This window comes from Micromonospora sp. NPDC048930 (assembly GCF_043197935.1).
Taxonomy (GTDB): Bacteria; Actinomycetota; Actinomycetes; order Mycobacteriales; family Micromonosporaceae; genus Micromonospora.
Map to the genome: position 1 here is coordinate 211344 of NZ_JBICUB010000006.1, position 22021 is coordinate 233364.

A 22021-nucleotide genomic window follows, 5' to 3' on the forward strand; every position below is an offset into this window, starting at 1 on the left:
CGGGGCCGCCGCCGGTCCGGCGGCGGCTGATCCCGCGTGTGCCGTCCGTCCCACCAGTCGGATGGAGGATTGACCGGAGCGCCTCCGTGCCGCATTGTCGACCAAGTCGATAGGAGATGCCGAAAAGTCTGGGGGCGCCGGTGCGGAAGCTGCTGATCCTCGCTCTGGTCGGGCTCGCCGCACAGCTGGTCGACGGCGCGCTCGGCATGGCGTACGGACTCACCTCCTCGACGCTGCTGCTCTTCGCCGGGGTGTCGCCGGCCGCCGCGTCCGCGTCGGTGCACCTGGCCGAGATCGGCACCACCCTGGCGGCCGGGGTGTCGCACTGGCGCTTCGGCAACGTCGACTGGCGCGTGGTCGCCCGGATCGCGCTGCCCGGCGCGGTCGGCGCGTTCGCCGGCGCCACCTTCCTCAGCTCCATCTCCACCGCGGCCGCCGCGCCGTGGATGGCCGCCATCCTGTTCACTCTGGGCGCGTACCTGCTGGTCCGCTTCTCCCGGCCGCTGCGCGCGAACCGGGCGGCCGGCCGGCTGCGGGGCCGCTTCCTCGCCCCGCTCGGGCTGGTCGCCGGCTTCGTCGACGCCACCGGCGGCGGGGGCTGGGGCCCGGTCGCCACCCCGGCGCTGCTGGTCTCCGGCCGGATGGCGCCGCGCAAGGTCATCGGCTCGGTCGACACCGCCGAGTTCGTGGTCGCGGGCGCCGCCAGCGCCGGCTTCCTGCTCGGCCTCGGCGCCGAGGGCTTCCTGCTGTCCACCGTGGCGGCGCTGCTGATCGGTGGCCTGATCGCCGCGCCGATCGCCGCCTGGCTGGTCCGGATCGTCCCGGCCCAACTGCTCGGCGCCGCCATCGGCGGGGTGATCGTGCTGACCAACGCCCGGACCCTGCTGCGCGCCGGCGAGCTGGGCGGCCCCGTGCCGGCCGTGGTCTACGCCGTGCTCGGCGCCGGCTGGCTGGTCGCGCTGGTGCTGGCCGCCCGGGCGCTGCGGCGGGCCCGCCGGGCGCGGGCCGTCGCCGCGGCCGCCCGCGCCGCCGGTGCGCCGACTGCCGCGAAACCGGCCATCGCCTCGACGCCTGAGGCCGCCGCGCCGGAGGCACGGCGCCTGGCGGCCGCCGTCGAGGGCTGATTCGCCGGTCCGGTCACCGGCCGGGGGCGGGTCTCAGCCCGCGCGGCTCAGGCCACGGCGGGCGGTCGCGGCCCGCGGGGCTTCCGCCGGTACCCGGCGGCCGTCCGGGTTCAACATCCGGTGAGCGGCCTCCAGCCCGGTGAGCGCGGCGCTGTAGGCGGTGAGCTCACGCTGGAAGTGCTCCACCTTGGCGTACCAGAACTGCAGCTCCGGGTTCATCGACTTGGCGTTGATGTAGTTGACGATGTCGGTCTCGGGGGTGATGCCCTGCCGCGCGTAGGAGCGGTTGAACCTGGCCTTGGTCCGCTCGTACTTGTCGGTCATGGCGGTCAGGCTGGCCTCCGCCTCCAGCAGCCGGTTGCGCAGGTACAGCACGTACTCGCGCGGGATCCGCGGGGCGGTGGGCGCCGAACGGGATGCGGGGAACATGGGACCGGCCTCCTTCCTTCTCGGATGACGAGTCCGCGTGGTGCCGGCGGCGGCGCGGGGTTCGCGCCCCTGGTGCGTCCGGGCACAGTGATGTCCTTCTACCCCCGTCGGCCGGCCGTCATGCGCCGGGCGGGGACGCGGGTCGCCCCGGCGTCGGGGCTCCGGCGTCCAGCAGGTCGGTCGCCGTGGTGGAGAGCAGCTCCCACGCCCCGTCGACGTGCTCCTCGGTGGTCAGCGGCGAGCCGACCGCCAGGCGCAGCGCGTACCGGCCCTCGATCCGGGTGTGGGTCAGCAACACCCGGCCCGTGTCGTTCACCCGGCGCAGCAGCTCGGCGCTCACCTCGTCGCCGGCCCGCAGCCGGAAGCAGACCAGCGAGAACGGGTGCGGCGCGGCCAGCTCGAACCGGTCGTCGGCGGCCACCAGCCCGGCGAAGCGGTCGGCCAGCGCCACCCCGGAGCGCACGTGCGCCCGCAGCCCCTCGACGCCGTACCAGCGCAGCACGAACCAGAGCTTGAGCGCCCGGAACCGGCGGCCCAGCGGCACCTGCCAGTCCCGGTAGTCGATCACCGCGCCGGACTCGCTGGCCGCGTTGCGCAGGTACTCGGGCAGCACGGTGAGCGCCTCGATCAGCTCGCCCCGGTCGGCCACCCAGAACGCGTCGCAGTCGAAGCCGGTGAGCAGCCACTTGTGCGGGTCGAAGCAGTACGAGTCGGCGTGCTCCACCCCGGCGTGCGACCAGCGCAGCTCCGGGCAGACCGCCGCCGCGCCCGCGTACGCGGCGTCGACGTGCAGCCAGACGCCGTACTCGGCGCAGATCGCCCCGATCTCCGGCAGCGGGTCGACGGCGGTGCTGGAGGTGGTGCCGATGGTGGCCACCACCAGCGCCGGCACCACCCCGGCCGCCAGGTCCGCCTCGATCGCCGCCCGCAGCGCCGCCGGCCGCATCGCCTGCGTCGCCGGGTCCACCTCGACCGTGCGCACCCCGTCCGCGCCCAGCCCGGCGATCCGGGCCGCCTTCTCGATCGAGGAGTGCCCCTGGGTGGAGGTGTACGCGCGGTAGCGCCGGTCGACCCCGACGGACCGCCACCGTCCCCGGCTGGCCCGGTGCAGCGCGCCCAGCGTGGCGACCAGCGCCGCCGAGGAGGCCGAGTCCTGGATCACCCCGCCGCCCGGGCCGGTCGAGCGGAACCGCTGCGGCAGGTCCAGCAGGTCGGCGAGCCAGTCCAGCATCACCGTCTCCAGCTCGGTGCAGGCCGGGCCGGTGGCCCAGAGCATCCCCTGCACGCCGAGGCCGGCGCTGACCAGGTCGCCCAGCACGCTCGGCCCGGAGGTGTTGGCCGGGAAGTAGCCGAAGAACCCGGGGTGCTGCCAGTGGGTCAGCCCCGGCGCGACCAGCCGGTCCAGGTCGGCCAGGACGGCCTCGACCGGCTCGCCCTGCGCGGTCGGCCCCGCCGGCAGCGCGGCGGCCACCGCGCCGGGCGGGTCCTGTGAGGTCACCGGCCGCTTCCCGAGCGTCGTCCAGTAGTCGGCGATCCAGTCCACCACGGCGTGCCCGGCGCGGCGGAACTCCTCCGGGTCCATGTGCTCAGCCATGTCTGGAGTCGATCAGGTGGGCCGGGCCGGGGCAAGGGGAGAGGCGGTGACCGCTACCGGCCCGCACAAGCAGGCACCGGGTCGCCGGCTGCGGAACCCGCTCCGCCGGCGACCCGGTGCACCACACCGCGGCATTCCCGACCCGTCCCGACCGGGAATGCCGTACCACCACCGGGGATAAAGCTATGCGCGCTCCGCGACGGTGGGGTGACGTGGCTATGAAGAGCGTGTTTCAGTCGTTTCGGCGCAGGCCGCCGGCCACCTGCTCGGCGATCAGCTCGAACGAGCGGACCCGGTCGGCCACGTCGTACACCATCGTGGTCAGCATCAGCTCGTCCGCGCCGGTGCGCTCCAGCAGCGCGCCGAGCTGCCGGGCCACCGTCTCCGGCGAACCCGTCGCCTGCCCCTCCCGCCGCTGCAGCACGAACTCCCGCTCCAGTTCGTTGTACGGGTAGGCCGCCGCCTCCTCCGGCGTGACCAGCGGCTCCGGCCGCCCCGAGCGCAGCTTCAGGAACGACAACCCGGCCGGCCCGGCCAGCCACCCCGCCCGCTCGTCGGTCTCCGCGCAGACCGCGTTGACCGCGACCATCACGTACGGCTTCGCCAGCCACTGCGACGGCCGGAAGCTCTGCCGGTAGAGCTGGAGCGCGGGCAGCGTGTTCTGCGCGCTGAAGTGGTGCGCGAACGAGAACGGCAGCCCCAGCAGGCCGGCGAGCTGGGCGCTGAACCCGCTCGACCCGAGCAGCCAGACCGCGGGCGACTGCCCCTTGCCCGGGGTGGCGGTGATCGGACCCGGCTCGGCGCCGCTGAAGTAGTTCATCAGGTCGGCCAGCTCGCGGGGGAAATGCTCCGCCGACAGCCCCTCCATGGACCGGCGCAGCGCCAGCGCGGTGACCTGGTCGGTGCCCGGCGCGCGACCGATGCCCAGGTCGATCCGACCCGGATGCAACGCCTCCAGGGTGCCGAACTGCTCGGCCACCACCAGCGGCGCGTGGTTGGGCAGCATCACCCCGCCGGAACCGAGCCGGATCGTCGAGGTGTGCGCGGCCAGGTGGGCGAGGAGCACCGCCGGGGCGGAACTCGCGATCGCCGGCATGTTGTGGTGCTCGGCCACCCAGAACCGGCGGTAGCCCAGCTCCTCGGTCCGGCGGGCCAGCTCGGTGGTGTGCCTCAGCGCCTCCCCGGCACTGCCGGTGGCCGTCACCGGAGCAAGATCAAGAACAGACAACGGTACGTCGATCACGGCAGAGACCAACCCGCCGGACGCCGGAATTGTTCCGCACCGTGCCCTAGCCCATACCGCGCGCCTGCTCGAAGATCAGACTCGTCTGCGTGTGCTGCACCGCCGGATCCACCGCCAGATGATCCAGCACGAAGTCCCGCAACGCGTCCCCGGACGCCGCCCGCACGTGCAGCACGTAGTCTTCCGCGCCCGCCACGTGGAACACCGACACCACCCCCGGCAGCCGCACCGACCGGGCCCGGAACGCGTCCACGACCGCCCGCTCGTGCGCCGCCAACCGCACCGACACCAACGCCTGCAACGGCAGGCCCACCGCCGCCGGATCCACCTCCGCGTGGAAGCCCCGGATCGCCCCGCACTCGCGCAACGCCCGGGTCCGCGTCAGACACGTCGACGGCGCCACCCCCACCCGCTCGGCCAGGGCGTTGTTCGGCAACCGGCCGTCCGCCGCCAACTCCGTCAGGATCGCGCGGTCCACGTCGTCCAGGGCCGCGAACGGCGGCCGTACATCATTCGGTGCGAGGGGCATGCCACCATCATCCACCGAACTTCACGATGCAGGAACCCGCTGCGTCAGAATCTTCTTCGCTCCTCTTGCCCCCCGCCGGTCGCATGTTCGACGCTTCCGGCCATGACCGCCGTGGACACCAGAGCCGTGCACGCCGGGCGCGACGACCTCGCCGGTCTCGGCGTCCACGTACCGCCCATCGACCTCTCCACCACCAACCCGCTCCCGTCCGTCACCGACGGCGGCGACGCGTACGAGACCCTCGCCACCGGCGGCACCCTCCCGGCCGGTGCCAGCGCCGTCTACCAGCGGCTCTGGAACCCCACCGTGGCGCGCTTCGAGACCGCCCTCGCCGAACTCGAAGGCACCGCCGAAGCCGTCGCCTTCGCCAGCGGCATGGCCGCCCTCACCGCCACCCTGCTCGCCGCCACCCGCGACGGGAAACGCCACGTCGTCGCCGTCCGCCCCCTCTACGGCGGCACCGACCACGTCCTCGCCACCGGCCTGCTCGGCACCGACGTCACCTGGGCCCGACCCGACGAGATCGCCACCGCCGTCCGCCCCGACACCGCCCTGGTCGTCGTCGAGACCCCGGCCAACCCCACCCTCGACCTCGTCGACATCGCCGCCCTCGCCACCGCCGCCGGCGACGTCCCGCTCCTCGTCGACAACACCGTCGCGACCCCGGTGCTCCAGCAGCCCGCCCGGCACGGCGCCGCCCTCGTCCTGCACAGCGCCACCAAGAGCATCGGCGGCCACGGCGACGTCCTCGCCGGCATCGTCGCCTGCGACCCCACCTGGGCCACCCGGCTACGCCAGGTCCGCGCCGTCACCGGCGCGATCCTCCACCCGCTCGGCGCGTACCTGCTCCACCGCGGCCTGCAGACCCTGCCGCTGCGGGTCCGCGCCCAGCAGGCCGGCGCCGAGAAGCTCGCCGCCTGGCTCGCCGGTCACCCGGGCGTCGCGCGCGTCCACCACCCCTCGCTGCACGACCCCGCCGGCCTGGTCGGCCGCCAGCTGTCCGGCACCGGCAGCCTGCTCGCCTTCGAGGTACGCGGCGGCGCCCCCGCCGCGGCCGCCGTCGCCGGCGCCTGCCGCCTGATCACCCACGCCGTCTCCCTCGGCGGGGTCGACACCCTGATCCAGCACCCCGCCTCGCTCACCCACCGGCCCGTCGAGGGCCACGCCAAGCCGGGCGGCGGGCTGCTGCGCGTCTCCGTCGGGCTGGAGGACCCGGAGGACCTGCGCGCGGACCTGGAGCAGGCGCTGTCGGTGATCTGACGGCGGCTCGGCCCTCGGCCACCCCGTCGCTCGGCCCGGAGGTGCTGCCGTCGTCAGGACTTCGGGCCGACGTGGCGGTCCAGCGCGGCCACCGCGTCCCGCCGCGCGACCGACAGCGAGTTGCGGCGGTTCATTCGCCAAGCGATGCCGAGCAGGTCGAGGGCCCACTGACAGAGGCCCATGATGTCGGTCGATTCGTTGGTGAACATGTAGCGCGGGTAGACGTACTGCTTGCCGCGGACGGTGACTCGGTTGGCGAAGCGGCAGCCGTCGGAATGGAAGAGGCCCCGCAGGAAGTCGCCGGTGTGCTCCTCCACGATCTTCTGCTGCCAGTCGGCCAGGGTGATCTGCCGTTCGTGCTTCATGCCCGGGCCGTGCTGCGGGAACAGACACGGCCAGTGCTTGCCGTAGCTCTGCACATTGACACAGCCCTGTTGCTGAACGCGCTGCACCTTCTCCGCCAGGACCGCCCGCATGGCGTCGTCGCACGCGTCGATCAGGCCCGGCCAACTGTTGCTGCAGGAGATCCGCAGTACCGGCACCCGGGCGGTGGTGACGAGATGCCCGTCGCCCAGGTACAGGCCGAGCAGGTAGGCGTAGGCAGCGGGATCTGCCGGAACATCGACGTTGTCGCGGCAGCGGAAACAGCGCAGAGCGGTGCCCTGAACGACAGGGACGGGCCGGTCCCGGCACCAGTGCCAGACCGTGCGGTAATTCAGACCGACACTGCGGGCGGCTTCGGCGACGGTGCCGCCGGACAGGAAGACCTGCCGTGCTCGGGCACGTATCTCGGGTGGATGCACAGGCCCATCTTCGAACGCCCGTACGACATTTGGTGCCCCCGGTGGGATTCGAACCCACACTTTATGGCTTTTGAAACCATCGTCTCTGCCGTTGGACTACAGGGGCCTTCAGTTTCTCGGCCTGCACAGGTTACCCACTAGGCTAGGGGTGGCGACACCCGGCAGGGCGGGTGTCGGGTTCGAACTGGTGGGAGTGGCTGTGGCCGAGACGGAGACCGAGCGCAGGCGGGTACTGATCGCCGAGGACGAGGCGCTCATCCGGCTGGACCTGGCCGAGATGCTGGTCGAAGAGGGCTACGAGGTGGTCGGCGAGGCCGGTGACGGCGAGACCGCCGTCAAGCTCGCCGAGGAGCTGAAGCCCGACCTGGTGATTCTCGACATCAAGATGCCGATCATGGACGGGCTGGCCGCCGCCGAGCGCATCGCCGGCGCCCGGATCGCCCCGGTGATCATTCTGACCGCGTTCAGCCAGCGCGACCTGGTGGAGCGGGCCCGGGCGGCTGGCGCGATGGCGTACCTGGTCAAGCCGTTCCAGAAGAGCGACCTGGTGCCGGCCGTGGAGATCGCGCTGTCCCGCTACTCGGAGATCGCCGCGCTGGAGGCGGAGGTCGCCGGCCTGACCGACCGGCTGGAGATCCGCAAGACGGTGGAGCGGGCCAAGGGCGCGCTGATGACCACGTACGGGATGACCGAGCCGCAGGCGTTCAAGTGGATCCAGCGCACCGCGATGGACCACCGGATGACGATGAAGGAGGTCGCCGAGCGGATCCTCGCGGAGACCGCCGGCGGCGAGGTGGCGCAGCCCGCCTCCTGACCTTCCCCGACCGCGTGGCGCCCACGCCGCGTCGGTCCGGCGCGCGCAGACGCCGGGGTTCGACGGGTTTCACCCGTCGTCGGCGGTCGATACGATCGCCGGCATGCGGCGTGGCGTGGCGGTGCTCGGCCTGCTCGTCGTGCTGCTCGCCGCCTGCCGTTCGACCGGCCGGGCGGCGCCCACGCCCGCGCCCACGCCGGTACGGCCGGCCTGGCAGCCGGTCACCCTGCCCGTCCCGCCCGGCGCCGCCGGCCGGCTGGCGCTGCGGGACGTCACGGCCTGTGAAGGCCGCTGGTTCGTGGTCGGCGCGGTGGTCGACGGGTCCGGTGGCACCCGGCCGGCCGCCTGGAGCAGCGCCGACGCGGTGACCTGGACCGCGTTGCGGCCGGTGCCGCGCAGCCCGTACGGGGTGGAGAACGTGCTGACCGCGGCGGGCTGCCGGGACGGCCGGCTGGCCGCGGTCGGCGGCAAGACCGGAGGGGTGCACGGCAATCCCCGGATCAGCACCTGGCGGCAGGTGGCCGACGGTTCGCTGGTGGAGGTGCCGGCCGAGTTCGAGGTGTTCGGCGGCCAGGACGCGGTGAACGTGGGGCGGATCGCGGGCGGTCCGCGGGGGTGGTTGATCTCGGGCAACCGGGCCACCGGGGCAGCCGCCTGGGTCTCGCCGGACGGGACGGACTTCCGGTTGGTCAGCGCGGTGCCGGGGCTGGCGGCCGACGTGGCGGGCCGGCCCTGGGCGGCGGACGGGGTGGCGGTGCCGGCGGGCTGGCTGGTGGTGGGTTCCGTGCTGCCGTCGGGGCGTACCGGATCGGATCCGGCGGTGTGGACCTCCGCGGACGGGCGGAGCTGGCGGCGCGCGGTGCTCTCCGCCGGGGACGGCTTCGAGGATCTGCAGCGGGTGGTCCGGGTGGGGGAGCGCACCGTGGCGGTGGGCCGGCGGGGGGACGGCCTGGGCGCCTGGCTGGCCGACGGCGACGGCTGGCGGCCGGGCGGTGGCTTCGGCGGCGCGGGGACGGACCGGCCGGGCCGGGTGTGGGGGCTGGCCGCGCGGTCCGACGGCGCGTTCGCGGTGGTCGCGGGTGGGGCGACGGGCGCGGGCTGGTTCTCGCCGGACGGCGGGCGGTGGTCCCCGGTGGTGCTGCCGGCCGGGGTGCCGGCGGGTGCCGACCGGTCGGTGGCGGTGGCCGGGTCCGGTGACTCCGTGGTGTTGCTGGTGGATGACGGTTCGCGAGCATCGGTGTGGTCGGCGGGCGGATCGTGGAGCCCCGGCTGACCCTCTCACCAGCCTGTTTCCGCCGGGTGTCGGATGTCCGATTTTCCCGTCGCATGGACCCGTGTGTTACAGCACATCTGTGAATCCGGCCACTCAACGTAACGGTTAGGTCAACCCCGTCTCGCAGGTCTACCTTCCCGCTCCCAGGTGGGATAACGTCCCGCCCCAGACCGGGATCGCGGTCGGTCCGGCCAGCCCCCGCAAGGTCCAATTCGCGGTGGGTGGTTCCGGGCCTTCGGACGGAGGAGGGTACGAGCCGTGAGGCAGAAGCTCGCACGGGTGCTCGGTGGCGTGGCCATCGGCGCGCTCGTTTTCAGTGGCGCGGCCTGCAAGGCCGACAGCGGCAGTGAGGCGGGCGGCGGAAAGGCCGCCTGCGACCTGAAGATCGGCTTCTTCGGCGCGCTGACGGGTGACGCTGCGGGTCTCGGTATCCACATGCGCAACGGCACCCAGCTGGCCATCGAGCAGTACAACAAGGACAACAAGGACTGCCAGGTCAAGCTGGAGCAGTACGACTCCCAGGGCGACCCGGCCAAGGCCCCGGCCCTGGCCCAGCAGGCCGTCGGCGACAGCAAGGTCGTCGGCATCATCGGCCCGGGCTTCTCGGGTGAGTCCGAGGTGGCGGACCCGATCTTCGACGCGGCCGGCCTGCCGACCATCACCCCGTCGGCGACCCGCCCGAGCCTGAGCACCAAGAACTGGAAGATCTTCCACCGCGGCGTGGGTAACGACACCTCCCAGGGCCCGGCCGCCGGTCGGTACATCAAGAACGTGCTGAAGGCCGACAAGGTGTACGTCGTCGACGACCAGTCGGCGTACGGCGCGGGCCTGGCCGACGAGGTCAAGAAGGTCATCGGCACCCCGGTCGGCTACGACAAGATCCAGGTCAAGCAGACCAACTTCTCCGCCGTGGTCACCAAGATCACCAGCAGCGGCGCGACCGCCCTCTTCTTCGGTGGCTACTACACCGAGGCCGGCCTGCTGCTCAAGCAGCTCAAGGGTGCGGGCTGGAAGGGCACCATGATCGCCGGCGACGGCGTCAACGACTCCAACTTCATCAAGGTCGCCGGCCAGCAGGTCGCCGAGGGCACCATCCTGACCTGCCCGTGCGCGCCGGCCACCAAGGCCAAGGGCAGCTTCGTCACCGACTACAAGACGGCGTTCAACGTCGACCCGGGCACCTACGCCGACGTGTCGTTCGACATCACCCGGATCATGCTCGAGGGCATCAAGGCCGGTAAGACGAGCCGGGCCGACCTGAACTCCTTCATCAACAGCTACAGCGGCACCGGTGCCGCCACCGGTGTGACCTACAAGTTCGAGTCCAACGGCGAGCTGGACCCGGCCCAGGTCATCGTCTGGGCGTTCAAGGTGAACGCGGGCCAGGTCGTCCCCGACATCGAGATCCCCAAGGCCTGACCGGTCCGTCCGGTCCCGCCACGGGACACCAGGCGTGCGGCCGGGAGTGATTTCCTCCCGGCCGCACCGCTTGGCCGCACAGTTGGAGCCCCCTCTTGAACTTCGATGAGCTCTTCGGGAACTTCCCGGCGCTGACCATCACCGGGCTGGAACAGGGCGCGATCTACGCGCTCGTCGCTCTCGGCTACACCCTGGTGTACGGCGTCCTGCGCCTGATCAACTTCGCCCACTCCGAGGTCTTCATGGTCGGTACCTTCACCGCCCTGTGGACCTGGGAGGCCCTGGGCTACGACCAGAACAGCCCCGCCCCCGCGTTCGGCCCGCTGATCGTGGCGATCCTCGCCGGCCTCGCCGTCGCGATGGTCGCCTCGGCCTCCACCGCCGTGGTCGTCGAACTGGTCGCCTACCGGCCGCTGCGCCGCCGCAACGCCCCGCCGTTGGCCTTCCTCATCACCGCGATCGGCGCGTCCTTCGTGCTCTCCGAGTCGTTCGGCATCGGCACCGAGCGCGCCCCGTACGGCATGCCGGACCTGATCCCGCAGAAGACGGTCTTCACCCTCTTCGGGGCCGAGATCACCAACCTCCAGCTGCTGATCCTCGGCGTCACGCTGATCATGATGATCGGGCTGGACCAGTTCGTGAACCGCAGCCGGCTCGGTCGCGGCATCCGCGCCGTGGCCCAGGACCCGGACACCGCCGCCCTGATGGGCGTCAACAAGAACCGGGTCATCCTGCTGGTGTTCGTGCTCGGTGGCCTGATGGCCGGCGTGGCCGCCCTGCTGTGGGACGTCCGGTACGGGTTCACCAAGTTCAACGTCGGCTTCCTGATCGGGCTCAAGGCCTTCTCGGCCGCGGTGCTCGGCGGCATCGGCAACCTGCGCGGCGCGTTGCTCGGCGGTCTGCTGCTCGGGGTGGTGGAGAACTACGCCGCCGGCCTGTTCGGTGGAGACTGGAAGGACTTCACCGGTTTCGTGCTGTTGATCGTGCTGCTGATGTTCCGGCCGACCGGCCTGCTCGGCGAATCTCTCGGGAGGTCGCGCGCATGACCGCCACCTCGGAAAAGACCGGACGCATGGCGGCGTTCCGCAGCCGCTGGGACGCGATGCCGAAGCAGGTCCGCTGGGCCGGCCTCGCCGCGCTGGTGGTCTTCCTCTACATCCTGCCCAACCGGTGGTTCTACGAGTACCTCGGTTTCCCGATCGGCAGCGACTACTTCGCCTTCTACACCACCCGCTCGGACTTCGCGACGGTGCTCTTCGACACCTCGGTCTTCGTCCTGCTGGCGGTGGGCCTGAACGTCGTGGTCGGCTTCGCCGGCCTGCTGGACCTGGGCTACTTCGGTTTCTACGCGGTCGGCGCGTACACGGTGGCGCTGCTGACCTCGCCGGAGAGCCGGTTCGGGACGAACTGGCCGTGGCTGGCGGCGGTGCCGGTGGCGATCGTGGTGGCGATGGTCTCCGGCGTGATCCTCGGTGGCCCGACACTGCGGCTGCGCGGCGACTACCTGGCGATCGTGACCCTCGGCTTCGCCGAGATGATCCGCCTGTACGCGGCCCGCAACGAGGGCATCGCGCAGGGCCAGCGAGGTATCCCGCAGATTCCGCACCCGCCGGGCACCGGCGCGGACGGCAAGGCGCTGTTCGGCGTGGAGAGTTCGAAGCCCTACTACTGGTTGATCCTCACGGTGATCATCGTGATCATCTTCGCGATGCGGAACCTGGCCAACAGCCGGGTCGGCCGGGCCTGGGTGGCGATCCGCGAGGACGAGGACGCCGCCGAGATCATGGGCGTGCCGACGTTCAAGTACAAGCTGTGGGCGTTCGCCATCGGCGCGGGGGTCGGTGGGCTGACCGGTGCGATATTCGCCGGTAAGCAGACGTTCATCAACTCGGACAGCTTCCTGCTGGAGAACTCGATCCTGGTGCTCGCCGCGGTCATCCTCGGCGGCGCGGGCAACATCAAGGGCGCGATCGTCGGTGGTGCGATCACCTGGTACCTGCCGGAGTGGCTGCGCGGCGTGGGCGACCTGATCGGTGTCGAGTTCGACGCGGCGGAGTACCGGATCCTGGTCTTCGGCCTGGTGGTCATCGTCATGATGATCTTCCGGCCGCAGGGTCTGGTGCCCAACCGGCGCCGGGCGGCAGAGTTCGCCGACCGGCGCAAGGAAGCGGTCCCCCAGGAGACGGTGCCCAATGAGTGAGCCGCAGATGCACAGCGAGCGGGACGAGACCAGCGAGCGGGACATCGCCGACGACGGTCGCAGCACCGTCGGCACCCCGCCGGAGTCCGGCCCGGACACCCCGGTGGAGTCCACCCCCGGGGAGACCGCCCCGGCCGGGCGGGAGCCACTGCTGGAGGTCGACCACGTCACCCTCCGCTTCGGCGGTGTGGTCGCCCTGAACGACGTCGCCTTCACCCTCTACAAGGGGGAGATCCTCGGCCTGATCGGCCCGAACGGCGCCGGCAAGACGACCTGCTTCAACGCGATGACCGGCGTCTACCGGCCCACCGAGGGCGAGATCCGGTTCAAGGGGCAGCGGACCAACGGCAAGCGCCGGTCCTGGATCACCAAGGCGGGCATCGCCCGGACGTTCCAGAACATCCGGCTCTTCCCGGAGATGACCGCGCTGGAGAACGTGATGGTGGGCGCGGACGCCCACCACAAGACCAGCGTGATCTCGGCGATGCTGCGGCTGCCGCGGCACTGGCGGGAGGAGCGGCAGGGCCGCGACAAGGCGTACGAGCTGCTGCGCTTCGTCGGCATCGAGCGCCGCGCCGGGGACCTGGCCCGCAACCTCTCGTACGGCGAGCAGCGCCGGCTGGAGATCGCCCGGGCGATGGCCACCGATCCCACCCTGCTCTGCCTGGACGAGCCGGCCGCCGGCTTCACCCCGGCGGAGAAGGAGGAGCTGCTCGGCCTGATCCGCAAGATCCGGGACAACGGGACTACCGTGCTGCTCATCGAGCACGACATGCGGCTGGTCATGGGCGTCACCGACCGGATCGTCGTGCTGGAGTTCGGCAAGAAGATCGCCGAGGGGCTGCCGGCCGAGGTCCGGGAGGACCCGAAGGTGATCGCCGCGTACCTGGGGGTGCCGACCGATGCTGCTTGAGATCAAGGACCTGACCCTGCTGTACGGGCGGATCCAGGCGTTGCACGGGATCAGCCTGACGGTCAACGAGGGCGAGGTGGTGGCGCTGATCGGCGCGAACGGCGCCGGCAAGACCACCACCATGCGGGCCATCTCCGGGCTGCGCCCGGTGGCGTCCGGCTCGATCGTCTTCGACGGCACGGACGTCACCCGGATGCGGGCCGACCTGCGGGTGGCCCGGGGCATCGGGCAGGCGCCCGAGGGCCGGGGCGTCTTCCCCGGCATGACCGTCCTGGAGAACCTGGAGATGGGGGCGTACACCCGCCGGGACCGGTCGGGCATCGCCGAGGACATGAAGATGGTCATGGACCTCTTCCCCCGGCTCGCCGAGCGGCGCAAGCAGGCCGGCGGCACGCTCTCCGGCGGTGAGCAGCAGATGCTGGCGGTGGGCCGGGCGCTGATGGCCCGTCCCCGGCTGCTGCTGCTCGACGAGCCCTCGATGGGGCTCGCGCCGATGCTGATCCAGCAGATCTTCGAGATCATCACGCGGATCAACGAGCAGGGCACCACCATCCTGCTGGTGGAGCAGAACGCCCAGCAGGCGCTCTCCCGCGCCCACCGGGGCTACGTGCTGGAGACCGGCCGGATCGTCAAGGAGGGCACCGGCCGGGACCTGCTGCACGACCCGGCGGTCAAGGAGGCGTACCTCGGCGTGGCCTGAGGCCGTACCCTCCGGCGGCCGGTCGTCCCTCGCGGGCGGCCGGCCGCCGGCTTTACGGTGCCGCCATCCCCGGCTTGTCGGGCCCACGGACTAGAGTCGCTGCCGTGACAGCTACGACCCCCCGCCTGCTCCTCGTCGACGGACACTCCCTGGCATACCGGGCGTTCTTCGCCCTGCCGGTGGAGAACTTCTCCACCACCACGGGGCAGCCGACCAACGCGGTCTACGGCTTCACCTCGATGCTGATCAACGTGCTCCGCGACGAGCAGCCCACCCACATCGTGGTCGCCTTCGACGTCTCCCGCCGCTCCTTCCGCACCGAGAAGTACGCCGAGTACAAGGCCGGCCGCAGCGAGACCCCGACCGACTTCAAGGGCCAGGTCAGCCTGGTCAAGGAGGTCCTCGCGGCGCTGCGGGTGCCGGTGGTGGAGAAGGAGGGGTACGAGGCCGACGACGTCATCGCCACCCTGGCCTGCCAGGCCCGCGACCAGGGCATGGAGGTGCTGATCACCACCGGCGACCGGGACGCGTTCCAGCTGGTCGGCGAGCGCGTCACCGTGCTCTACCCGCGTAAGGGCGTCTCCGACCTGGCCCGGATGGACCCGGCCGCGGTCGAGGCGAAGTACGGCGTCGGCCCGGACCGCTACCGCGACCTCGCCGCCCTGGTCGGCGAGACCAGCGACAACCTCCCCGGCATCCCGGGCGTCGGCCCGAAGACCGCGGCCAAGTGGATCAACCTGTACGGCGGGGTGGAGGGCGTCATCGCCCATGCCGACGAGATCAAGGGCAAGGCCGGCGACAGCCTGCGCGAGCGGCTCGCCGACGTGATCCGCAACTACGAGATCAACTGCCTGGTCGCCGACCTGGAGCTGCCCCTGCGCCCCGAGGACACCCGCTGGCAGGGCTGGGACCGGGAGGCCGTGCACCAGGTCTTCGACACCCTCCAGTTCCGCATCCTGCGCGACCGGCTCTACCAGTACCTGGAGGCGGTCGAGCCGGAGGCGGAGGCCGGCTTCGAGCTGGCCGGAGCGGTGCTCACCGCGCCCGGCGCGCTCGCCGGCTGGCTGGAGACCCACGCCCCGGCCGGCACTCCGGTGGGCGTGGCGGTGAAGCTCGACACCGGTCCCAACCGGCGGCACACCGCCTCGGTCACCGGTATGGCCCTGGCGACCGCCGGCGGGGCGGCCGCCTGGTTCGACCCGGCCACCCTCGACGCGGGCGACGAGGCCGCCCTGGCCGGCTGGCTGGCCGACGCTGCCCGCCCCAAGGTGCTGCACGACAGCAAGCCGGCGGTGCTGGCCTTCGCTGCGCACGGCTGGGATCTGCAGGGCATCGCCCGCGACACCCAGATCGCCGCCTACCTGGCCCGACCCGACCAGCGCTCGTACGACCTGACCGACCTGGCGCTGCGCTACCTGCACCGCGAGCTGCGGGTCGACGCGCCGGAGACCGGCCAGCTCACCCTGGACGGGTTGGGCAACGACGGCGAGGCCGAGCAGAACCTGATGCTGCACGCCCGGGCCACCCTCGACCTGGCCGACGCGATCGACGCCGAGCTGTCCCGCGACGGCGAGCAGTCCGCCCGGCTGATGGCCGGCGTCGAGCTGCCGCTGATGCGGGTCCTCGCCACCATGGAGCGCACCGGCATCGCCGCCGACACCGACTACCTGTCGGAGCTGGAGGCCCAGTTCGCCGCCGAGGTGAAGAAGGCCGCCCAGGGCGCGTACGAGGCGGTCGGGCGGGAGTTCAACCTCGGCTCGCCCAAGCAGCTCCAGGAGATCCTCTTCGGCGAGCTGGGCCTGCCCAAGACCAAGAAGATCAAGACCGGCTACACCACCGACGCCGACGCTCTGCAGTGGCTCTACGCCCAGCAGCCGCACCCGGTGCTGGAGCACCTGCTGCGGCACCGGGACGTCGCCAAGCTCAAGTCGACGGTCGACGGGCTGCTCAAGTCGGTCTCCGACGACGGGCGGATCCACACCACGTTCAACCAGACCGTGGCGGCCACCGGCCGGCTCTCCTCGACCGAGCCCAACCTGCAGAACATCCCGATCCGCACCGAGGAGGGGCGGCGGATCCGGCGTGCCTTTGTCGTCGGCGAGGGCTACGACTGCCTGCTCACCGCCGACTACAGCCAGATCGAGATGCGGATCATGGCGCACCTGTCCTCGGACGACGCGCTGATCGAGGCGTTCAACTCCGGGCACGACTTCCACGCCGCCACCGCCTCCTCGGTCTTCGGCGTGCCGGTCGACCGGGTCACCGCCGACCAGCGCCGCAAGATCAAGGCGATGAACTACGGCCTGGCGTACGGGCTGAGCGCGTTCGGCCTGTCCCAGCAGCTCGGGATCACCACCGAGGAGGCGCGCGGGCTGATGGAGGACTACTTCGCCGGGTTCGGCGGGGTCCGCGACTACCTGCAGGAGGTGGTGGCCCGGGCCCGGCAGGACGGCTACACCTCCACCATCCTGGGCCGCCGGCGCTACCTGCCCGACCTGGTCAGCGACAACCGGCAGCGCCGGGAGATCGCCGAGCGGATGGCGCTCAACGCCCCGATTCAGGGCTCGGCGGCCGACATCATCAAGGTCGCCATGCTGCACGTCGACACCGCGCTGCGCGAGGCCGGGCTGCGCTCCCGGATGCTCCTGCAGGTGCACGACGAGCTGGTCTTCGAGGTCGCGCCGGGCGAGCGGGAGACGCTGGAGGCCCTGGTCCGCACCCGGATGGGCGACGCCTACCCGCTGTCGGTGCCGCTGGAGGTGTCCGTCGGCGACGGCCGGGACTGGAACAGCGCCGACCACTGAGTGACGGCGGCCCGCCCCGGGGCGGGCCCCCGTCGGCGTCGAGGCCCACCGCCTCCCCGCCCGGTGACCGACTCCACGTCGCCGGGGGGCGGCGTCACCGGGGCGGGGACACCGCGACATCGCGTACCTGGCGGCGCGCGCCCGGTCGGGCGACCCACGGCTCCCGGCGGGTCAGCGGCCTGGTCCCCGGCGTTCCTTCGGCGGGGCGCCGTGCCGCTGCAGCGCCTTCCGCGACGGGCCGCCCGGCGGCGGAAGCGGGGCCTTGACCGGGTCGTGGCCCCAGTTCATCAGCGAGTACCGCCAGCGGGTCCGGCGGACGTCGCCGCTCGGTCGCTGCGCCATGTGCCGCCGGACGTACCCGACGACCTTGCGCATGTGCCGGTAGTCGGCCTCGGAGAGCTGGTCACGCTTGCGGCGCAGCAGCTCGACGATCCTCCGGCCCGACTCGTGGCCGACCGACTCGCCGCCCCTGCTGCCCGTCTTCCGCCAGCCGACGTGCTTCGACTCGTCGGTCTCCAGCCATTTCTGCAGTTCACCGGGCTTCATGTTCACGGCCTCGGTGAACTCCTGGTAGGTGTCCCGACCGTCGTCACGTCGACTCACGGCGCAGCGCCTCCGGTCGGTGGGCGACGTCCCGGCCCGAGTGGTCGTTGCGGATCCGGTACTGCGGGTCCTCCGGCGAGGCGTTCACCGTGTGCCCGCGCACGTGGGTCCGGTCGATGAGCTTCTCCTTGACGACCCCGTACGCCCGGCCGCTGTGGCTGGCCCAGGAGACGTGGTCGCCCGTGCGGAACTCCTTCTCGGCCATGCCGTCCGGTTACCCGGCCCCGGTGCCCGGAAACGGTCGCTACCCCGCCGCCGGCTTCTCGGCGACGAAGATGGCGGTGCCGGGGAAGAGCCGGCCGCGCAGCGGGCTCCACTGCCCCCAGATCCCTTCGTGCCCCGCCGGCCACTCCGGCTCCACCAGGTCCAGCAGCCGGAACCCGGCGCCGACCAGCTCCCGGATCCGGTCACCGAGGGTGCGGTGCTGCTCGACGTAGGTGGCCACCCCGTGCTCGTCCTGTTCCACGTAGGGGGACCGGTCGAAGTACGAGTGCACGGCGGTCAGCCCGCCCTCGCCCGGGTCGTCGAGGAAGATCCAGCGCATCGGGTGGGTGACCGAGAAGACCCAGCGGCCACCGGTCCGCAGCACCCGGGCCACCTCGCGCATGGCCCCCGCCGAGTCGTCCACGAACGGGATCGCGCCGAAGGCGGTGCAGACGGTGTCGAACGCCGCGTCGGCGAAGGGCAGGGCGAGCGCGTCGGCCTGCACCAGCGGCACGCGTACGCCGGTGCGGTCGGCGGCCCGCGCGGCGTGCCGCAGCATGCCGGCGGAGAGGTCCAGGGCGACCGGATGGGCGCCCTGGGTGGCCAGCCACCGGGCGGCGGCCGCGGCGCCGCAGCCGAGTTCGAGGATGCGGCGGCCGGCGACGTCGCCGAGCAGCCGGGCGTCGGCCTCGCGCAGCCCCTCCGGGCACCACACGAAGTCCACGTCGCCCAGGAACGCGCCGTGCTCGGCCTGGTAGTCGTCCGCGTCGCGGTCCCACCAGCCGCGGTTGGCCCGGCGGATCTCGGCGGCGCCCACCCGGCGTCGGGTCACCCTGTCGTCGTCCACCCGCTCACGCTAGGGCCCCGGCCCGGGCGACCCGACGCCGGCCCGGCGTACGGCGCGGGACAGGAGTGGCGGATGTGACGGACGAGACAGCTGTGGCCCCTTACCGCGCGAAATCTCCGCTTTCGCAGCTGACGAGCCCGAGGAGACCTGGGAGGGCTTGCACGCTGTGGTAATGCAGCGGGTAGGCTAGACGATGCGCTCGCGGATCGTGTGCCTCGGCAGGGAGCAGGTGCGCGGTCACCGGAGCCACTAATGATCTTCTGACGGCGATCGTTCGGTGTGCCCGGCGACGGATCCGCTGGCGCGGACTGAGTCACCGCGACGCCCACGCCTGCTGTGACAACCCATCCGACCGGAGCAACCGCCCACATGACGAGCAGCATCGAGGCCACCTCGAGCGCCAACAAGGTCACCGTCGACGACCTCGGCTCCGAGGAAGCTTTCCTCGCCGCGATCGACGAGACCATCAAGTACTTCAACGACGGCGACATTGTCGAAGGCACCGTCGTCAAGGTCGATCGGGACGAGGTCCTGCTCGACATCGGCTACAAGACCGAGGGCGTGATCCCCTCTCGGGAGCTGTCGATCAAGCACGACGTGGACCCGGCCGAGGTGGTTTCGGTCGGTGACCACATCGAGGCCCTGGTCCTCCAGAAGGAGGACAAGGAGGGTCGCCTGATCCTCTCCAAGAAGCGGGCGCAGTACGAGCGGGCCTGGGGCACGATCGAGAAGATCAAGGACGAGGACGGCGTCGTCCGCGGCTCGGTCATCGAGGTCGTCAAGGGCGGTCTCATCCTCGACATCGGCCTGCGCGGCTTCCTGCCCGCCTCGCTCGTCGAGATGCGGCGGGTGCGCGACCTGCAGCCGTACGTCGGGCGCGAGCTCGAGGCCAAGATCATCGAGCTGGACAAGAACCGCAACAACGTGGTCCTGTCCCGCCGGGCCTGGCTGGAGCAGACGCAGTCCGAGGTGCGCACCGAGTTCCTCAACAAGCTGCAGAAGGGCCAGGTCCGCAAGGGCGTCGTCTCCTCGATCGTCAACTTCGGCGCGTTCGTCGACCTGGGCGGCGTGGACGGCCTGGTGCACGTCTCCGAGCTCTCCTGGAAGCACATCGACCACCCGTCCGAGGTCGTCGAGGTCGGCCAGGAGGTCGAGGTCGAGGTCCTGGACGTCGACCTGGACCGCGAGCGGGTCTCGCTGTCGCTGAAGGCGACCCAGGAGGACCCGTGGCGCCAGTTCGCCCGCACCCACGCGATCCAGCAGATCGTGCCGGGTAAGGTCACCAAGCTCGTGCCGTTCGGCGCCTTCGTCCGGGTGGACGACGGCATCGAGGGCCTGGTCCACATCTCCGAGCTGGCCGAGCGCCACGTGGAGATCCCGGAGCAGGTCGTCCAGGTCGGCTCCGAGGTCATGGTCAAGGTCATCGACATCGACCTCGAGCGTCGCCGGATCTCGCTGTCGCTCAAGCAGGCCAACGAGGGCTTCGTCGAGGGCGAGGAGCACTTCGACCCGACCCTCTACGGCATGGCCGCGACCTACGACGAGCAGGGCAACTACATCTACCCGGAGGGCTTCGACCCGGAGACGGGCGAGTGGCTCGAGGGCTACGAGAAGCAGCGCGAGGCGTGGGAGCAGCAGTACGCCGAGGCGCGTCAGCGCTGGGAGGCCCACACCAAGCAGGTGCAGTCCTCCCGGGCCGCCGACGCCGAGGCCGCTGCCAACCCGGCTCCGGCCGTCTCCGGCACCACCACCTCGACCACGGCCCCGAGCCGTCAGGCCGAGGAGCCGGCCGGCACGCTGGCCACCGACGAGGCGCTCGCCGCGCTGCGGGAGAAGCTCGCCGGCGGCAAGTGACCGCGCGACAACTGCATGTCGGCGCGCCGCGCGTCGGCTGACGGCGACGGGCCCCGTCCCCGCGATCCGGTTTCACCGGGCCGGGGGCGGGGCCCTCGCGTATCTCCGGCCGGCCGGGCCGGGCCGGGGCGAGCCCGGGTGAGCCCGAGACGGACTGAAAGCCCCATCCGCAGGCCGGTCAGGGGTCGGTTTGGCGTGCGGCCGGTGATCCGGTTGACTGGTCGCGTGCTGAAGGTGGGTTTGACCGGTGGGATCGGGTCCGGCAAGAGCGCGGTGGCGAACCGGCTCACCGCGCTCGGCGCGGTGCTCGTCGACTCCGACCGGATCGCCCGCGAGGTGGTCGCCCCGGGCAGCGAGGGGTTGGCCGAGATCGTCGCCACCTTCTCCGAACGGGTCCTGGACCCGCACGGGGCGCTGGACCGGGCCGCGCTCGGCGCGCTGGTCTTCGGGGACGAGGCCGCCCGCCGCAAGCTGGAGGCGATCACCCACCCCCGGGTCCGCGCCCGCGCCGCCGAGCTGACCGCCGCGGCGGCCCCGGACGCCGTCGTGGTGAACGACGTGCCGCTGCTGGTGGAGGTGGGGCTCGCGCCGACGTACCACCTGGTGGTCGTGGTGCAGGCGGCGGTGGCCACCCGACTGGCCCGGCTGGCCCGGGACCGGGGCATGGACCGCGCGGAGGCCGAGCGGCGGATCGCCGCGCAGGCCGACGACGCCCGCCGGCAGGCGGCGGCCGACGTGCTGCTCACCAACGACGGCACCCTCGACGAACTGCACGCGGCGGTGGACGCGCTGTGGCGGGACCGCCTGCTGCCCTACGAGCGCAACGTCCGCGAGCGCCGCCCGGTCCGGCCCGAGCGGGTGGTGCTCACCGAGCCCGACCCGACCTGGCCCCAGCAGTACGCCCGACTGGCCGCCCGGATCCGGCACGCCGCCGGCGCGGACCTGCGCGTCGACCACATCGGCTCCACCGCGGTGCCCGGACTGGCCGCCAAGGACGTCATCGACATCCAGCTCACCGTGTCGTCGCTGGCGGAGGCCGACGGCCCGCTGGCCGAGCGGCTCGCCGACGCCGGCTTTCCCCGGCTCCTCGGCGACTGGTGGGACAACCCGCGCCCGGCCGGCAGCGCCCGCTGGGAGAAGCGCCTGCACGGCAGCGCCGACCCGGCCCGCCCGGTCAACCTGCACCTGCGGGTCGCCGGCTCGCCCGGCTGGCGGTACGCGCTGCTGATGCGCGACCATCTCCGTGCCGACCCCGCCCAGCGGGCCGCGTACCTCGAGGTCAAGCGGGAGTTGGCCGCCACCGCCCCGGACAGCGCGACGTACGGGACGCTGAAGGACCCCTGGTTCGACGAGGAGCACCTGCGCGCCGAGGAGTGGGCCATCCAGACCGGCTGGCGGCCCTGAGCCC

General features: G+C 72.2%; 20 protein-coding genes and 1 tRNA gene. 12 read left to right on the plus strand and 9 right to left on the minus strand.

Going from position 1 to position 22021, the window contains the following annotated elements; genetic code table 11:
• Positions 1–140: 140 nt before the first annotated feature.
• Positions 141–1124 (plus strand): sulfite exporter TauE/SafE family protein, encoded by a 984-nt coding sequence (locus tag ACGFI9_RS17925; protein ID WP_393179371.1) that lies wholly within the window; start codon positions 141–143, stop codon positions 1122–1124.
• A gap of 33 nt (positions 1125–1157) precedes the next feature.
• On the opposite strand, the gene ACGFI9_RS17930 is transcribed toward ACGFI9_RS17925, so the two are convergent.
• The 4 genes from ACGFI9_RS17930 to ACGFI9_RS17945 form a co-directional block, all read right to left on the minus strand.
• Positions 1158–1553, minus strand: coding sequence for a hypothetical protein (locus ACGFI9_RS17930; RefSeq protein ID WP_393179094.1), 396 nt, complete (start codon positions 1551–1553; stop codon positions 1158–1160).
• 118 nt (positions 1554–1671) lie between these two features.
• On the minus strand, positions 1672–3147 hold the full coding sequence (locus ACGFI9_RS17935; RefSeq protein WP_393179095.1) for a pyridoxal-dependent decarboxylase: 1476 nt from the start codon (positions 3145–3147) through the stop codon (positions 1672–1674).
• 232 nt (positions 3148–3379) lie between these two features.
• Positions 3380–4390 carry an LLM class flavin-dependent oxidoreductase gene (locus tag ACGFI9_RS17940; protein ID WP_393179096.1) on the minus strand — a complete coding sequence of 337 codons (1011 nt, stop codon included), beginning with the start codon at positions 4388–4390 and terminating at the stop codon, positions 3380–3382.
• Between the two features lie 46 nt (positions 4391–4436).
• Positions 4437–4919 carry an Lrp/AsnC family transcriptional regulator gene (locus ACGFI9_RS17945; protein ID WP_393179097.1) on the minus strand — a complete coding sequence of 161 codons (483 nt, stop codon included), beginning with the start codon at positions 4917–4919 and terminating at the stop codon, positions 4437–4439.
• A 102-nt stretch (positions 4920–5021) separates the two neighbouring features.
• Between ACGFI9_RS17945 and ACGFI9_RS17950 the strand changes: the two genes are divergently transcribed.
• Positions 5022–6179: a trans-sulfuration enzyme family protein gene (locus ACGFI9_RS17950; RefSeq protein WP_393179098.1), complete on the plus strand. Its 1158-nt coding sequence runs from the start codon at positions 5022–5024 to the stop codon at positions 6177–6179.
• Between the two features lie 53 nt (positions 6180–6232).
• Here ACGFI9_RS17950 and ACGFI9_RS17955 read toward each other — a convergent pair whose 3' ends face one another.
• Positions 6233–6982, minus strand: a complete 750-nt coding sequence (locus ACGFI9_RS17955; RefSeq protein ID WP_393179099.1) for a transcriptional regulator — start codon at positions 6980–6982, stop codon at positions 6233–6235.
• A 30-nt stretch (positions 6983–7012) separates the two neighbouring features.
• Positions 7013–7088, minus strand: a tRNA-Leu gene (locus ACGFI9_RS17960).
• A gap of 93 nt (positions 7089–7181) precedes the next feature.
• On the opposite strand from ACGFI9_RS17960, the gene ACGFI9_RS17965 reads away from it, so the two are divergent.
• The 8 genes from ACGFI9_RS17965 to polA all read left to right on the plus strand — a co-directional run bounded on the left by ACGFI9_RS17965 (position 7182) and on the right by polA (position 17105).
• Positions 7182–7796, plus strand: coding sequence for an ANTAR domain-containing response regulator (locus ACGFI9_RS17965; protein WP_123241985.1), 615 nt, complete (start codon positions 7182–7184; stop codon positions 7794–7796).
• A gap of 103 nt (positions 7797–7899) precedes the next feature.
• The gene (locus ACGFI9_RS17970) at positions 7900–9069 is read left to right on the plus strand and encodes a hypothetical protein (RefSeq protein WP_393179100.1); all 1170 of its coding nucleotides are present in this window, start codon (positions 7900–7902) and stop codon (positions 9067–9069) included.
• A 258-nt stretch (positions 9070–9327) separates the two neighbouring features.
• A complete protein-coding gene (locus ACGFI9_RS17975) occupies positions 9328–10488 on the plus strand; it encodes a branched-chain amino acid ABC transporter substrate-binding protein (RefSeq protein ID WP_393179101.1) in 1161 nt (386 codons plus the stop codon).
• A gap of 95 nt (positions 10489–10583) precedes the next feature.
• A complete protein-coding gene (locus ACGFI9_RS17980; protein WP_393179102.1) occupies positions 10584–11534 on the plus strand; it encodes a branched-chain amino acid ABC transporter permease in 951 nt (316 codons plus the stop codon).
• The gene (locus ACGFI9_RS17985) at positions 11531–12688 is read left to right on the plus strand and encodes a branched-chain amino acid ABC transporter permease (RefSeq protein WP_393179103.1); all 1158 of its coding nucleotides are present in this window, start codon (positions 11531–11533) and stop codon (positions 12686–12688) included. Before ACGFI9_RS17980 ends, ACGFI9_RS17985 begins: the two co-directional genes overlap by 4 nt.
• Positions 12681–13601 carry an ABC transporter ATP-binding protein gene (locus ACGFI9_RS17990; protein WP_393179104.1) on the plus strand — a complete coding sequence of 307 codons (921 nt, stop codon included), beginning with the start codon at positions 12681–12683 and terminating at the stop codon, positions 13599–13601. The genes ACGFI9_RS17985 and ACGFI9_RS17990 overlap by 8 nt, the downstream gene beginning before the upstream one ends.
• Positions 13591–14301, plus strand: coding sequence for an ABC transporter ATP-binding protein (locus ACGFI9_RS17995; RefSeq protein WP_393179105.1), 711 nt, complete (start codon positions 13591–13593; stop codon positions 14299–14301). Before ACGFI9_RS17990 ends, ACGFI9_RS17995 begins: the two co-directional genes overlap by 11 nt.
• A gap of 104 nt (positions 14302–14405) precedes the next feature.
• Positions 14406–17105: a DNA polymerase I gene (gene polA / locus ACGFI9_RS18000; protein ID WP_393179106.1), complete on the plus strand. Its 2700-nt coding sequence runs from the start codon at positions 14406–14408 to the stop codon at positions 17103–17105.
• A gap of 171 nt (positions 17106–17276) precedes the next feature.
• On the opposite strand, the gene ACGFI9_RS18005 is transcribed toward polA, so the two are convergent.
• The 3 genes from ACGFI9_RS18005 to ACGFI9_RS18015 are packed head-to-tail and all read right to left on the minus strand — an operon-like array spanning position 17277 to position 18759.
• Positions 17277–17708, minus strand: a complete 432-nt coding sequence (locus ACGFI9_RS18005) for a DUF3140 domain-containing protein (RefSeq protein ID WP_393179107.1) — start codon at positions 17706–17708, stop codon at positions 17277–17279.
• Positions 17695–17913 carry a DUF2945 domain-containing protein gene (locus ACGFI9_RS18010; RefSeq protein ID WP_393179108.1) on the minus strand — a complete coding sequence of 73 codons (219 nt, stop codon included), beginning with the start codon at positions 17911–17913 and terminating at the stop codon, positions 17695–17697. Before ACGFI9_RS18010 ends, ACGFI9_RS18005 begins: the two co-directional genes overlap by 14 nt.
• A gap of 39 nt (positions 17914–17952) precedes the next feature.
• Positions 17953–18759, minus strand: a complete 807-nt coding sequence (locus ACGFI9_RS18015; RefSeq protein WP_393179109.1) for a class I SAM-dependent methyltransferase — start codon at positions 18757–18759, stop codon at positions 17953–17955.
• A gap of 369 nt (positions 18760–19128) precedes the next feature.
• On the opposite strand from ACGFI9_RS18015, the gene rpsA reads away from it, so the two are divergent.
• Both rpsA and coaE read left to right on the plus strand, forming a co-directional pair.
• A complete protein-coding gene (gene rpsA, locus ACGFI9_RS18020) occupies positions 19129–20613 on the plus strand; it encodes a 30S ribosomal protein S1 (protein ID WP_393179110.1) in 1485 nt (494 codons plus the stop codon).
• A gap of 225 nt (positions 20614–20838) precedes the next feature.
• A complete protein-coding gene (gene coaE, locus ACGFI9_RS18025) occupies positions 20839–22017 on the plus strand; it encodes a dephospho-CoA kinase (protein WP_393179111.1) in 1179 nt (392 codons plus the stop codon).
• Positions 22018–22021: the final 4 nt, after the last annotated feature.

What these genes read in the sequence shown, in the direction of transcription:
- ACGFI9_RS17930 (WP_393179094.1), bottom strand. Translation starts at nt 1,553, where the DNA reads ATGTTCCCCGCATCCCGTTCGGCGCCCACCGCCCCGCGGATCCCGCGC.
- ACGFI9_RS17935 (WP_393179095.1), bottom strand. Translation starts at nt 3,147, where the DNA reads ATGGCTGAGCACATGGACCCGGAGGAGTTCCGCCGCGCCGGGCACGCC.
- ACGFI9_RS17945 (WP_393179097.1), bottom strand. Translation starts at nt 4,919, where the DNA reads ATGCCCCTCGCACCGAATGATGTACGGCCGCCGTTCGCGGCCCTGGAC.
- ACGFI9_RS17950 (WP_393179098.1), top strand. Translation starts at nt 5,022, where the DNA reads ATGACCGCCGTGGACACCAGAGCCGTGCACGCCGGGCGCGACGACCTC.
- ACGFI9_RS17970 (WP_393179100.1), top strand. Translation starts at nt 7,900, where the DNA reads ATGCGGCGTGGCGTGGCGGTGCTCGGCCTGCTCGTCGTGCTGCTCGCC.
- ACGFI9_RS17985 (WP_393179103.1), top strand. Translation starts at nt 11,531, where the DNA reads ATGACCGCCACCTCGGAAAAGACCGGACGCATGGCGGCGTTCCGCAGC.
- ACGFI9_RS17990 (WP_393179104.1), top strand. Translation starts at nt 12,681, where the DNA reads ATGAGTGAGCCGCAGATGCACAGCGAGCGGGACGAGACCAGCGAGCGG.
- ACGFI9_RS17995 (WP_393179105.1), top strand. Translation starts at nt 13,591, where the DNA reads ATGCTGCTTGAGATCAAGGACCTGACCCTGCTGTACGGGCGGATCCAG.
- ACGFI9_RS18010 (WP_393179108.1), bottom strand. Translation starts at nt 17,913, where the DNA reads ATGGCCGAGAAGGAGTTCCGCACGGGCGACCACGTCTCCTGGGCCAGC.
- rpsA (WP_393179110.1), top strand. Translation starts at nt 19,129, where the DNA reads ATGACGAGCAGCATCGAGGCCACCTCGAGCGCCAACAAGGTCACCGTC.